General features: G+C 58.2%; 13 protein-coding genes. 7 read left to right on the top strand and 6 right to left on the bottom strand.

Annotated features, from left to right (window positions below; all coding sequences use genetic code 11):
- Genes pcaF through MKleb_RS12240 form a run of 3 tightly spaced genes read right to left on the bottom strand, consistent with a single transcriptional unit; the run spans position 1 to position 2567 of the window.
- Positions 1 to 1203, bottom strand: coding sequence for a 3-oxoadipyl-CoA thiolase (gene pcaF, locus MKleb_RS12250; protein WP_004851337.1), 1203 nt, complete (start codon positions 1201 to 1203; stop codon positions 1 to 3).
- Positions 1204 to 1213: 10 nt separating this feature from the next.
- The gene (locus MKleb_RS12245; protein ID WP_014229557.1) at positions 1214 to 1870 is read right to left on the bottom strand and encodes a 3-oxoacid CoA-transferase subunit B; all 657 of its coding nucleotides are present in this window, start codon (positions 1868 to 1870) and stop codon (positions 1214 to 1216) included.
- Positions 1871 to 1880: 10 nt separating this feature from the next.
- On the bottom strand, positions 1881 to 2567 hold the full coding sequence (locus tag MKleb_RS12240; protein WP_014229558.1) for a 3-oxoacid CoA-transferase subunit A: 687 nt from the start codon (positions 2565 to 2567) through the stop codon (positions 1881 to 1883).
- Positions 2568 to 2734: 167 nt separating this feature from the next.
- Between MKleb_RS12240 and MKleb_RS12235 the strand changes: the two genes are divergently transcribed.
- Positions 2735 to 3541 carry an IclR family transcriptional regulator domain-containing protein gene (locus MKleb_RS12235; protein WP_004851343.1) on the top strand — a complete coding sequence of 269 codons (807 nt, stop codon included), beginning with the start codon at positions 2735 to 2737 and terminating at the stop codon, positions 3539 to 3541.
- Here the strand turns inward: MKleb_RS12235 and smrA are convergent.
- Positions 3538 to 4101 carry a DNA endonuclease SmrA gene (gene smrA / locus MKleb_RS12230; RefSeq protein ID WP_025105807.1) on the bottom strand — a complete coding sequence of 188 codons (564 nt, stop codon included), beginning with the start codon at positions 4099 to 4101 and terminating at the stop codon, positions 3538 to 3540. The two genes, MKleb_RS12235 and smrA, sit on opposite strands and share 4 nt — an antisense overlap.
- Positions 4102 to 4183: 82 nt before the next feature.
- Complete coding sequence (locus MKleb_RS12225; RefSeq protein ID WP_014229560.1) at positions 4184 to 5092, bottom strand: LysR family transcriptional regulator; 909 nt, start codon at positions 5090 to 5092, stop codon at positions 4184 to 4186.
- Between the two features lie 166 nt (positions 5093 to 5258).
- Between MKleb_RS12225 and MKleb_RS12220 the strand changes: the two genes are divergently transcribed.
- From MKleb_RS12220 to uspE, 6 genes are all read left to right on the top strand, one after another.
- Positions 5259 to 6569, top strand: a complete 1311-nt coding sequence (locus tag MKleb_RS12220; RefSeq protein ID WP_025105808.1) for a M20 family metallo-hydrolase — start codon at positions 5259 to 5261, stop codon at positions 6567 to 6569.
- Positions 6569 to 8014, top strand: a complete 1446-nt coding sequence (locus tag MKleb_RS12215) for a M20 family metallopeptidase (RefSeq protein WP_025105809.1) — start codon at positions 6569 to 6571, stop codon at positions 8012 to 8014. Before MKleb_RS12220 ends, MKleb_RS12215 begins: the two co-directional genes overlap by 1 nt.
- A gap of 112 nt (positions 8015 to 8126) precedes the next feature.
- Positions 8127 to 9653: a p-aminobenzoyl-glutamate transporter gene (gene abgT, locus MKleb_RS12210; RefSeq protein WP_025105810.1), complete on the top strand. Its 1527-nt coding sequence runs from the start codon at positions 8127 to 8129 to the stop codon at positions 9651 to 9653.
- 454 nt (positions 9654 to 10107) lie between these two features.
- Positions 10108 to 10623: a methylated-DNA--[protein]-cysteine S-methyltransferase gene (gene ogt / locus MKleb_RS12205; protein ID WP_014229564.1), complete on the top strand. Its 516-nt coding sequence runs from the start codon at positions 10108 to 10110 to the stop codon at positions 10621 to 10623.
- Between the two features lie 194 nt (positions 10624 to 10817).
- Positions 10818 to 11570 (top strand): fumarate/nitrate reduction transcriptional regulator Fnr, encoded by a 753-nt coding sequence (gene fnr / locus MKleb_RS12200; RefSeq protein WP_004851364.1) that lies wholly within the window; start codon positions 10818 to 10820, stop codon positions 11568 to 11570.
- A gap of 137 nt (positions 11571 to 11707) precedes the next feature.
- On the top strand, positions 11708 to 12658 hold the full coding sequence (uspE, locus tag MKleb_RS12195) for a universal stress protein UspE (RefSeq protein WP_004851366.1): 951 nt from the start codon (positions 11708 to 11710) through the stop codon (positions 12656 to 12658).
- Positions 12659 to 12786: 128 nt separating this feature from the next.
- On the opposite strand, the gene MKleb_RS12190 is transcribed toward uspE, so the two are convergent.
- On the bottom strand, positions 12787 to 12975 hold the full coding sequence (locus MKleb_RS12190; RefSeq protein WP_004102581.1) for a YdiH family protein: 189 nt from the start codon (positions 12973 to 12975) through the stop codon (positions 12787 to 12789).
- Between the last annotated feature and the right edge of the window lie 43 nt (positions 12976 to 13018).

The following is a 13018-nucleotide window of genomic DNA, read 5'->3' as shown; positions in this document are numbered from 1 at the left end:
TTAAACGCGTTCTATAATCAGCGCGATCCCCTGACCGACGCCGATACACATGGTGCACAGCGCATAGCGCCCGCCGGTACGGCGCAGCTGGTACGCCGCGGTCATTGCCAGACGGCCGCCGGAGGCGCCAAGCGGATGTCCGAGGGCTATCGCGCCGCCGTTAGGGTTGACGTGCGCCGCATCGTCGGGCAGACCCAGATCGCGCGTTACCGCCAGCGCCTGAGCGGCAAAGGCCTCATTCAGTTCAATGACGTCCATCTGCCCAAGCGTTAGCCCGGTTTGCGCCAGCACCTTACGTACCGCCGGCGCCGGGCCAAATCCCATAATACGCGGCGCCACCCCAGCCGTCGCGACGCCCACCACGCGGGCGAGCGGCTGTAAATCATTGGCGGCCAGCGCCTGCTCGCTGGCAAGCAGCAGCGCGCAGGCGCCGTCGTTGACTCCGGAAGCATTACCTGCCGTCACCGTACCGTCGGCGCGCACCACGCCGCGCAGCCTGGCCAGCGCCTCCGCCGTGGTGCTGCGCGGGTGCTCATCGCGGCTAAAGAGTAGCGGTTCGCCCTTACGCTGCGGCACCGAGACGGCGATCAGCTCGTCGGCAAAGCGTCCGGCCTCCTGCGCCGCCGCCGTACGCAGCTGGCTACGCAGCGCAAATGCATCCTGGTCCTCCCGCGAAATGGCGAAATCGTCCGCCACGTTTTCCGCCGTTTCCGGCATCGAATCCACGCCGTACAGCGCTTTCATCTGCGGGTTAATGAAGCGCCAGCCGATGGTGGTATCTTCCATCCGCATCGTGCGGCTAAAGGCGCTTTCGGCCTTACCCATCACAAAAGGCGCGCGCGACATGCTCTCCACGCCGCCGGCGATCATCAGCTGAGTTTCGCCGCTTTTAATCGCGCGCGCTGCGATACCGATCGCATCAAGGCTGGAACCGCACAGGCGGTTTACGGTACTGCCCGGTACGCTTTCCGGCAGACCGGCCAGCAGCAGCGCCATGCGCGCGACGTTGCGGTTATCTTCCCCCGCCTGGTTAGCGCAGCCGTAAATCACATCGTCAATACGCGCCGGATCGAGTCCCGGGTTGCGCTCCAGCAGCGCTTTCAGCGGCAGCGCCGCCAGATCGTCGGCGCGCAGGGTGGCCAGGGTACCGCCAAAGCGGCCGAACGGCGTCCGCACCGCATCACAGATAAATGCCTGATTCATCATAGGTTCCTTACGCGCTTTCCGCCAGTTGTGCAAAAGTCAGCGCCACCGGCGTGATGCGCTGCAGTTCCTCAAAAGAGAGGCCGTTAAAGATTTCCCGCACCACCGGGCCGCTTTCGCTGATATCGATGACCGCCAGGTCGGTGTAGATACGGCTCACGCAGCCGACGCCGGTCAGCGGATAGGTGCAGTGCTCTACCAGCTTGCACTCCCCGTCGCGGGTCAGGTGATCCATCATCACGAAGACCTGACGAGCGCCAATGGCCAGATCCATCGCTCCGCCGACGGCAGGAATGGCGTCGGGCGCGCCGGTACTCCAGTTCGCCAGATCGCCGCTGGCGGAAACCTGGTAAGCGCCAAGCACGCAGATATCGAGGTGCCCGCCGCGCATCATGGCGAAGGAGTCGCCGTGGTGAAAGTAGCAGCCGCCGTTGAGCAGAGTCACATACTCTTTCCCGGCGTTAATCAGCTCCGGATCCTCTTCCCCCGGCAGCGGTTTCGGCCCCATCCCCAGCAGGCCGTTTTCGCTGTGCAGGAAGATTTCTTTATCGGCAGGAAGATAGTTGGCGATGCGGGTGGGCAAGCCGATCCCCAGATTGACGTAAGCGCCTTCGGGAATATCGCGGGCCACGCGCTGGGCCATCTCATCGCGAGTCAGTTTTTGCATTAAGAGTTCCTCAGGCGCTTTTAGCGGCAATCAGGTTTTCCAGGGAGTAGACGCGCTGCACAAAAATGCCCGGGGTAATGATGCTTTCCGGGTCGAGATCGCCCAAGGGCACCAGCTGCGAAACTTCTACAATGGTGGTTTTCGCGGCGGTCGCCATAATCGGGCCGAAGTTGCGCGCCGCTTTGCGATAAACCAGGTTTCCCCAGCGGTCGCCCTGGTGGGCTTTGATCAACGCGAAGTCGGCCCTGATGGGGTATTCGAGCACGTAATGACGCCCGTCGATTTCGCGGGTCTCTTTCCCCTCCGCCAGCGGCGTGCCGTAGCCGGTGGGGGTAAACACCGCGCCGAGGCCCGCGCCTGCCGCCTGGATCCGCGCCGCGAGGTTGCCCTGCGGTACCAGCTCCAGCTCAACTTTACCGCGGCGATAAAGGTCATCGAAAATCTGCGAATCAACCTGACGTGGGAACGAACAGATCATTTTTCGCACCCGACCGGCCTTCAGCAGCGCCGCCAGGCCGACTTCGCCATTGCCCGCATTGTTATTGATAATGGTTAAATCACGGGCCCCCTGTTCTATCAGAGCATCTATCAGGTACGTCGGCTGCCCGGCGGGGCCAAAACCGCCAATCATTATGGTCGCCCCGTCGTGGATCCCGGCGATGGCATCACGTAGCGTCGACACGCTTTTATCAATCATCAGGTCGCTCCTGTATGTGCGGTAATCGCACTTTTATTCGTTGTTCGCACAAAATGTGACCCGCTTAACGATGCTGGTCAAGGGCGATAATCGAAATATGGTGCGATAATCGAACATCGTGTATGTTTAGCGAAAGAATGTGATCGACGGCAAATACGGAGAAGAAAATGGAGAAGCATCCAGATGATTTACTGACGGGCGATAGCGATCCGTTTAAGGGCGATCCGAACTTTATGGCTTCGCTGGCGCGCGGGCTGGAGGTGATCCAGGCGTTTACTCCGCAGCGCCCGCTGCTCTCAATTTCGCAGATCAGCCAAAAGACCGGCATTCCGCGCGCGGCGGTGCGCCGCTGCCTGTATACGCTGAGCAAACTGGGCTTTGTTTACGCCGAAGATGGTAAAAATTTCCAGCTGCGACCGAAAATTCTGGCGCTGGGCCACGCCTGGCTTGCCTCCACGCCGCTGGCGCGTTCGGCGCAGCCGGTGCTGAAGCATTTAAGCGAAATGCTCAATGAGTCCTGCTCCATCGCCACTCTCGACGGCGACGACATTCTTTATATCGCTCGCGCGTCGAGTTCGCGCATTATGACCATCGATCTCGACATCGGCAGCCGCCTGCCCGCCTGGGCGACCTCCATGGGACGCGTGCTGCTGAGCTATCAGCCGGAGGAGAAGCTGAACGATATGCTGGGCCGGGTCACGATGATTCGCTATACCCCGCAAACCGTTGATTCGGTTGCAAAGCTGCGTACCGAACTTAAGCGCGTGCACCAGCAGGGCTACGCGCTTAACGATCAGGAGCTCGAGATGGGGCTGCGCTCGCTGGCGGTGCCGCTCTTTAACCCTCAGGGGCAGATTCAGGCGGCGCTGAACGTCGGCGTACACGCCGGGCAGGTCTCCACGCACGAGATGCTGGAGCGGGTGTTACCCGAGCTACAGAAAGCAGCCCGGGAACTGACGCTGTTGATGCGCTAGCGGCTATGCTTGGCGTGGCGCTCCCAGTTTTCCTGCTTTGCCTCCGCCGATTTCCGCAGGGCCACGTAGCAGGCGCCGCTGCCGCCGTGGTGCGGTAACGCCGCGCAGAACGCCTGGACTTCCGGGAGTTCCACCAGCCAGCGCGCCAGGTAGCTGCGAATAATATTGGCGTGCGCGTTATCGTCGCGCCCTTTGCCATGCACGATCAGCACATTACGCAGCCCCTCTTTTTGCGCCTGGACCACAAAAGCAAACAGATTCTGTCGGCACTTCTCCACCGGCTGGCGCAGCAGATTGAGGCTTGCCTGCTGGCCGTATTTGCCGCGCCGGAGCTTCTCCAGGACGCCACTTTGCAGACCTTCCCGCTTAAACTCAAGGGCGGTTGCCAGCGGCACAATATCGAGATAGCCGGTGGTCAGAAAGTTATCCAGCTGCAGGGGATCAATCCGCAGCGCGGCGCGAGTATTGCGCGCGGGGTGCCAGTGAACGTCGTGATTATGTTTCAGAGGCTGAACGTCCTCCATGGCGCCAAGAAATAGGGATTTGTCGTCAAGGTTCATGCGCGCTCCTCCAGCTACTACCGGGTGGTTACTATAGCCGTCTCGCGGCGCCTCCTCAACGCGTTTAGCCACCTCTGCGCGATTATGGAAATAGTTGTCGGCTCTGACGACGAAACAGCGTGATTAATGACGCGGTTAAGGGCGTTTGCCGCGTATCGCGGCGCTGAATCAGAAAATAGGTGGCTTTGGGTAACGCTTCTCGAATGGGGATCATCACCAGCTTATCCGCCATCATCGGGTCGTTGCCAAGTTCGACCGGCAGAATGCTGAGAAAATCGCTTTTCACCACCAGGCTAATGCACGAAGAGAAGGTCTCACAAACGATATCCACCTTTGGCGCCAGTCCGGCCTGGTTAAACATCTCCTGCAGCTGTTTGAAGTAGCTACCGCGCGGCGTCGGCATCGTCCAGTGGTGATCGAGCAGCTCGGTCAGTGAAGTGACGTGTGCCGCCGGGTGACCGGCGCGGGCGAATACCGCGAAGGGTTTCTCAAATAGCTTCTCAAAGCTGAATTCATGATCGTAGGGGCCGGGATAGTAAGTATTGATGGTGAAATCCAGCTCACCCTGACGCAGTTCATTAATCATCGCCAGCAGCTGTCCTTCCATAATCCGCACCTTCACCAGCGGATGCTGCTGATGAAAGCGGCAAATAACCGAAGGCATCAGCGATCGCGCTACGCTGGCGCCAAGGCCGATATTAATCTGCCCGGCCTGCTCGCCCTGACGTTGCAGCAATTCATCCTGCGCCACCCGCAGCTCTTCCAGGATCAGGCTCGCATGTTGATAAAAGCTTTCGCCATTTTCGGTCAGCGCCACCCCCTGGCTACGGCGCACAAACAGCTGCGCGGAGAGCCCCTCTTCCAGCTCTTTAATCGCTTTGGTCAACGCCGGCTGCGAAATCGCCAACGCCCGGCTGGCGCCGCGAATACTTCCTTCGCGCGCGACCTCAACGAAGGCGCGAATGTGGTGAAATTTAATCTGAAATGACATGTTGTGAGTGATAACCAGTGTTTATCAGACAGAAGAAAATGACATCTACTGTAATCGATCGTGCTGTGGCAGGTTAAGGATGAGAGTGCATGAAAGTGATGAGTGATAAGTAAAGGCTATCACTTCGTGAACACCATCACAGTTTTTGCTTATAACGGGAAAGGTTATGCCGCAACTTTATGATTTCATCAACCAGCTGGCGCCAAAAATGACCGAATGGCGTCGCGATTTTCACCTGCATGCGGAATCCGGCTGGCTGGAGTTCCGCACCGCCAGCAAAGTGGCGGAAGTATTAGACGGTCTGGGTTATCAGCTGGCGCTGGGGCGCGACGTTATCGATGCCGATAGCCGTATGGGCCTGCCTGATGAAGAGACCCTGGCGCAGGCGTTCCAGCGCGCCCGCGCGCAGGGTGCGTCTGAACGCTGGCTACCGGCGTTTGAAGGCGGCTTCGCCGGAGTGGTGGCGACCCTCGATACCGGGCGGCCGGGGCCGACGCTGGCGTTTCGCGTCGACATGGATGCGCTCGATCTCAACGAGCAGCATGACGATAGTCACCGTCCGCATCGCGATCGTTTTGCCTCCTGCAACGACGGCATGATGCATGCCTGCGGCCACGATGGTCACACCGCAATCGGGCTGGGTCTGGCGCACGTTCTGAAGGAGTATGCCGCGCAGCTCAACGGGACGATGGTGCTGATTTTCCAGCCGGCGGAAGAAGGTACCCGCGGCGCGCGCGCCATGGTCGCGGCGGGCGTGCTTGATGAGGTGGATTACTTTACCGCCATTCATATCGGTACCGGTGTCCCTGCCGGCACCGTCGTCTGCGGCGGCGATAACTTTATGGCCACCACCAAATTCGATGTGCAGTTCAGCGGCGTCGCCGCCCACGCTGGTGGTAAACCGGAAGATGGCCGTAACGCGCTACTGGCAGCGGCCCAGGCCGCCCTTGCCCTGCACGCCATCGCGCCGCACAGCGCCGGGGCATCAAGGGTTAACGTCGGCGTCATGCAGGCCGGTACCGGACGTAACGTGGTTCCCTCCTCCGCGCTATTAAAAGTCGAAACCCGTGGCGAAACCGATGCCATTAACCAGTACGTCTTTGAGCGGGCTAAACAGGCGATCGCCGGCGCGGCGACCATGTATGAAGCCAGTTACCAGCTGCAGCTGATGGGCGCGGCCACCTCCAGCGCCCCGTCGCCGGCGTGGGTGGACTATCTGCGCCAGCAGACGGCCCAGGTCCCCGGCGTTAAACAGGCTGTCGATCGTATCGCTGCCCCGGCGGGTTCCGAGGATGCCACTCTGATGATGGCCCGGGTCCAGGAGCGCGGCGGTCTCGCCTCATACATGATATTCGGCACGGAACTGAGCGCCGGTCACCACAATGAAAAATTCGATTTCGACGAGAACGTGATGACCCTGGCCGTCGAAACGTTGGCACGCGTCGCCCTGAACTTTCCCTGGCAGCGAGGTGTGTAATGGAACACGTTTATCAATTTGTCGATGACGTTATTGAGGGGCGGCGCAACGATTTTTGCGCCATTGCCGATGATATCTGGGACCATCCGGAAACCCGCTTTCAGGAATTCTGGTCCGCTGCGCGTTTGGCCGATGCGCTGGAAGCGGAAGGCTTTCAATTGACCCGCAATGCCGGCGGGATCCCCAACGCCTTTATCGCCAGCTTCGGCGCGGGCCAACCGGTGATTGCCCTCCTCGGCGAATTTGACGCCCTGGCGGGGCTCAGCCAGCAGGCCCACTGCGCGGAACCCGCGTCTTCGACGCCGGGAGAAAACGGCCACGGGTGCGGGCATAATCTGCTTGGTACGGCGGCGTTCGCCGCCGCGGTCGCCGCCAGGAACTGGCTGCAGCAACAGGGCGGCGCCGGCACGCTTCGCTTCTATGGCTGTCCCGGCGAGGAAGGCGGCTCGGGGAAAACCTTCATGGTCCGCGAGGGGTTATTCGATGACATCGATGCCGCTCTGACCTGGCATCCGGAAGCCTGGGCCGGGATGTTCAGCACCCGCACCCTTGCCAACATTCAGGCGGCGTGGCGGTTTACCGGCACCGCGGCGCACGCGGCAAACTCGCCGCATTTGGGCCGCAGCGCGCTGGATGCCGTGACGCTGATGACCACCGGCAGCAACTTCCTTAACGAACATATTATCGAAAAAGCGCGGGTGCACTACGCCATCACCGATACCGGCGGCGTCTCTCCCAACGTTGTTCAGGCGCAGGCGGAGGTGCTGTATCTCATTCGCGCGCCGGAAATGGCCGACGCGCAGCAAATCTTCGCCCGGATCGAGAAAATCGCCCAGGGCGCGGCGTTGATGACCGAGACCCGCGTCAGCTCTCGCTTCGAAAAAGCCTGTTCCAGCTATCTGCCCAACCGCACGCTGGAAGCGGCGATGTATCAGGCGGTTTGCCATTACGGCACGCCGCCCTGGAACGCGGAAGAGCGCGCATTCGCCGCCGAAATTCGCGCAACCTTGAGCGCGAACGATATCAATAACAGCCTGAAAAACATTGCCGACACCGGCGGCGAGGACGGGAAAGCGTTCGCCCGCCGCCACCGCGAAACGCGCCTGATCGATGAAGTGGCGCCGTGGGCGGCAACGGACAACATCCTTGCGGGCTCTACCGACGTCGGCGACGTGAGTTGGAAGGCCCCCGTGGCCCAGTGCTTCAGCCCCTGTTTTGCCGTCGGGACGCCGCTGCACTCCTGGCAACTGGTGAGCCAGGGCAGAACCTCCATCGCCCACAAAGGGATGCTGCTGGCGGGGAAAGTGCTGGGCGCGACGGCCATTCGTCTGTTCAGCGACAGGGCGTTACTGACCGCCAGCCAGCAGGAACTGGCGCAGGTCTTAGCCGAAAGGCCCTACCGGTGCCCCATTCCACAGGAGGTCAAGCCGTCGATTTTAAAATAATAAAAGCCCCGTGGATGGAGTACGGCAACGCGGTAATCGCCAAAAAAACAACGGCTGACACGCCCTGGGGTAAAGAGACAACCAACACAACAACGACAACTGAGGAACGCCCATGAGTATGTCATCCATACCGTCGCCTTCCCCCACCGGTAAGCTTTATGGCTGGGTTGAAAAAATAGGTAACAAGGTCCCGCATCCGTTTTTACTGTTTATCTATCTGATTGTGGCGTTAATGGTCGCCACCGCCATCCTGTCGGCGCTGAACGTCGGGGTACAGAACCCCACCGACGGCTCGCGAGTGGTGGTGAAAAATTTGCTTAGCGTTGAAGGATTGCACTGGTTTTTGCCGAACGTCATTAAGAACTTCAGCGGTTTCGCGCCGCTGGGGGCCATTCTGGCTCTGGTGCTGGGGGCCGGTTTTGCGGAACGAGTGGGCCTGCTGCCTTCGCTGATGGTGAAAATGTCATCCCACGTTAGCGCCCGTTACGCCAGCTATATGGTGCTTTTTATCGCCTTCTTTAGCCACATCTCTTCCGATGCCGCGCTGGTGATTATGCCGCCGCTGGGCGCCCTGATGTTCCTCGCCGTCGGCCGCCACCCGGTTGCCGGGCTGCTGGCGGCCATCGCCGGCGTCGGCTGCGGCTTCACGGCCAATCTGCTCATCGTCACCACCGATGTCCTGCTCTCTGGCATCAGCACCGAAGCGGCAAAAACCCTTGACGCCTCGCTCCACGTCAGCGTGATTGATAACTGGTATTTTATGGCAACCTCAGTGATCGTTCTCACTCTGGTTGGCGGATTGATTACCGATAAACTGGTGGAACCGCGGTTAGGGCAATGGCAAGGCAACAGCGATGAAACGCTGCAGACGTTGACGCCGGAACAGCGCTTCGGCCTGCGCGTGGCCGGCGTGGCCGCGCTGTTATTCGTGGCGGCGATCGCGCTGATGGTCGTGCCGGAAAACGGTATCCTGCGCGATCCCATCAAGCATACCGTGATGCCTTCGCCGTTTATAAAAGGGATCGTCCCGCTCATTATCTTTTTCTTCTTCGTCGTTTCACTGGCCTACGGCATCGCCACCGGCAAAATTCGCCGCCAGGCCGATCTGCCTCAGCTGATGATTGAGCCGATGAAAGAGATGGCAGGTTTTATCGTGATGGTCTTCCCGCTGGCCCAGTTCGTCGCCATGTTCAACTGGAGCAATATGGGGAAATTTATGGCCGTCGGCTTGACGGATCTGCTGGAGAGCGCGGGAATGAACGGCGTACCGGCGTTTGTCGGCCTGGCGCTGCTATCCGCCTTTTTGTGTATGTTTATCGCCAGCGGTTCGGCAATCTGGTCGATTCTGGCGCCGATTTTCGTGCCGATGTTTATGCTGCTGGGCTTTCACCCGGCATTCGCGCAGATTCTGTTTCGCATCGCCGACTCATCGGTGCTGCCGCTGGCGCCGGTATCGCCGTTTGTGCCGCTATTTCTCGGCTTCTTACAGCGCTACCGGCCCGACGCTAAGCTTGGAACCTACTACTCGCTGGTCTTGCCTTATCCATTAATATTCCTTGCCGTCTGGCTACTGCTGCTGGTTGGCTGGTACCTCGTGGGGCTGCCCATCGGACCGGGTATTTATCCGCGATTACCTTAACGTCGCGACAGGCCAGGGAAGGCCACAAAAACGTTAACGCCAGGTCGTGCGGTTACTGATGACTTTATACAGTCCTTCAATCGCCAAAGCGATCAGATGAATTACTAAGCCGCTGATAATCACAATTACAACGCCAGTCATCATATATTGCATATCACCACCTTTGTTGGTAAAAACCCGCGCAGAAACGCCGGGAAATCATGGACTCAAGGAAAGCCAGTCTGTTTATCTGCCGCGCCGGATGGTTGCCGGTGAATTCGCCGCCGGATAAAGGTAGCAAAATCGCCTTGCCAACGCGTCTGCGAGTGAATGTAAAAATAAACATCGCTTTCCTCACCTCATAATTAATAGTCCATGCTGACCCTGTTTGTTGACCTTTTCGGAGTATGGTTTGCCCACATCGCGTCGTGCTATGGTGATGCCCTGCCAAAATAACCTCGCTGAAGGAGGACCGATGCTCACGCTGTTGCAAGATAAAATTGACACCCCGCTGGGGCCGCTGTGGGTGATTTGCGATGAGCAGTTTAACCTGCGGGCCGTTGAGTGGGATCAGCACCGCGACCGCATGGAACAACTGCTGGATGTGCATTATCGCCGTGAAGGCTACCAACGCGTTGATTCGCGTAATCCCGGTAACCTGAGCCGTAAGCTTAGCGATTACTTCGCGGGCGATCTCGCCGTTATCGACACCTTACCTACCGCCACCGGCGGGACGCCGTTTCAGCGGGAAGTCTGGCAAACGCTGCGCACCATCCCCTGCGGCCAGGTCATGCACTACGGTCAGCTCGCGGAGGCGCTGGGACGTCCGGGCGCGGCGCGCGCCGTGGGTGCCGCCAACGGTTCAAATCCTGTCAGTATTGTGGTGCCCTGCCACCGGGTGATCGGGCGTAACGGCACCATGACGGGTTACGCCGGCGGCGTGCAGCGAAAAGAGTGGCTATTGCGTCACGAAGGCTATCTGCTCCTTTGACCGTAAGTGCCTTTTCTGGAATCTTCCGGTAATTTTACAATCCAACATCGCCAGATAACTTATTCATAATCAATGAGATAAAATAGGTAACTGATTTACCCTTTTAATATTACGTGTTTCAGGGGTTCGAGACTTACCTGCTCACCAAAAAGATGTTAAAATTGACCAATATCAATTAAAGCCTGAGCAGACTTATGATCCCGGAAAAGCGAATTATACGACGCATTCAGTCTGGCGGTTGTGCAATCCATTGCCAGGATTGCAGCATTAGCCAGCTTTGCATCCCTTTTACTCTGAACGAGCATGAGCTTGACCAGCTTGATAACATCATCGAGCGGAAAAAGCCTATCCAGAAAGGACAGACCTTGTTCAAAGCCGGTGATGAGCTGAAATCGCTGTATGCAATTCGTTCTGGCACCATTAAAAGCTACACCATCACCGAACAGGGCGATGAGCAGATCACCGGTTTTCATCTGGCCGGCGATTTGGTCGGCTTTGACGCCATCGGCACCGCCCACCACCCGAGCTTTGCCCAGGCGCTGGAAACCTCAATGGTCTGCGAGATTCCGTTTGAAACGCTGGACGACCTCTCCGGTAAGATGCCGAACCTGCGTCAGCAGATGATGCGTCTGATGAGCGGCGAGATCAAAGGCGATCAGGATATGATCCTGCTGCTTTCCAAAAAGAACGCAGAGGAGCGCCTGGCGGCCTTTATCTACAATCTGTCCCGCCGTTTCGCGCAGCGCGGCTTCTCGCCGCGTGAGTTCCGCCTCACCATGACCCGTGGCGATATCGGCAACTATCTGGGCCTGACGGTAGAAACCATCAGCCGCCTGCTGGGACGTTTCCAGAAAAGCGGTATGCTGGCGGTTAAAGGCAAATATATCACCATCGAAAACAGCGACCTGCTGGCGCAGCTTGCTGGCCAGGCCCGCAACGTCGCCTGATAGTCCTCCCGTATCCGGCCGGATCGCGAATTTTTTTCTAATTTGTTGATCTGGCCAGGCTCATCCCCTGTTTCATTTCATCCATATAGGTTATCTTTTTAATACAGACTGTAGTTACAGTTGTAAGGAGACCCTGTATGGCGAAGTATCAGAACATGCTGGTAGTAATCGACCCCAATCAGGACGACCAGCCTGCATTGCGGCGCGCGGTGTATCTGCACCAACGGATTGGTGGCCGCATCAAAGCCTTTTTGCCGATCTATGATTTTTCTTATGAAATGACCACCCTGCTCTCCCCCGACGAACGCACGGCCATGCGTCAGGGCGTCATCGGGCAGCGTACCGCCTGGATCCGCGAGCAGGCAAAATTCTATATAGAGTCCGGCGTGCCCATTGATATTAAAGTGGTGTGGCACAATCGTCCCTTCGAAGCCATTATTCAGGAAATCATCAGCGACAAGCATGATTTAGTGCTGAAGATGGCGCACCAGCACGACAAGCTGGAAGCGGTGATTTTCACCCCAACGGACTGGCACCTGCTGCGTAAATGCCCATGCCCGGTCTGGATGGTCAAAGATCAGCCGTGGCCGGAAGGCGGTAAAGCGCTGGTGGCGGTCAATCTCGCCAGTGAAGAGAACTACCACAACGCGCTCAATGAAAAACTGGTCAGAGAAACCATTGAGCTGGCGGAACAGGTAAACCATACAGAGGTGCACCTGGTGGGCGCCTATCCCGTCACGCCCATCAATATCGCGATTGAGCTCCCTGATTTTGACCCCAGCGTCTATAACGACGCCATTCGCGGTCAGCATCTGCTGGCCATGAAAGCGCTGCGGCAAAAATTCGGCATCGATGAAGGCCGCACCCACGTTGAAAAAGGGTTACCTGAGGAGGTCATTCCCGACCTGTCAGAGCATCTTCAGGCGGGGATCGTGGTACTGGGTACGATTGGTCGAACCGGACTCTCGGCAGCCTTCCTCGGCAATACCGCTGAACAGGTTATTGACCACCTGCGCTGCGACCTGCTGGCGCTGAAGCCGGACCAGTACCAAACGCCGGTTGAGCTGGACGACGAAGAAGACGATTAGTTCGTTGACTTCATTCGTGGTAATAAGACGTCATCCCCCGCCCGCGCGGGGGATTTTTTTGCATCCCATTAACAAAAATAAAGGGCCATTTGGCCCCGATTTCAACAGCTTTGTGGGTAACGAAATCGTTAGTGGATACCTAAGCGCCAGGCGTGATCGATCTCTTCTTTAAGCTCCATGGACGAAAGCGCCATTAAGTCGGCGAACTCAAGTTCCAGCAATTTCAGCTTTTTCAGATACTGCGCGGGGGTTAAAGCAGCGGGGTCACGGCGCAGAAATTCGATGGCCAGTTGCGTGGGGGTTAACTCGGTATCCATAATATCCTCAGTTTGGGTGAAAAACGGCCTATTGTAACACCTT

Source organism: Klebsiella sp. PL-2018 (assembly GCF_019048985.1).
Classification (GTDB): Bacteria; Pseudomonadota; Gammaproteobacteria; order Enterobacterales; family Enterobacteriaceae; genus Klebsiella; species Klebsiella michiganensis.
This window is presented reverse-complemented; position numbering and strand designations above follow the sequence as displayed.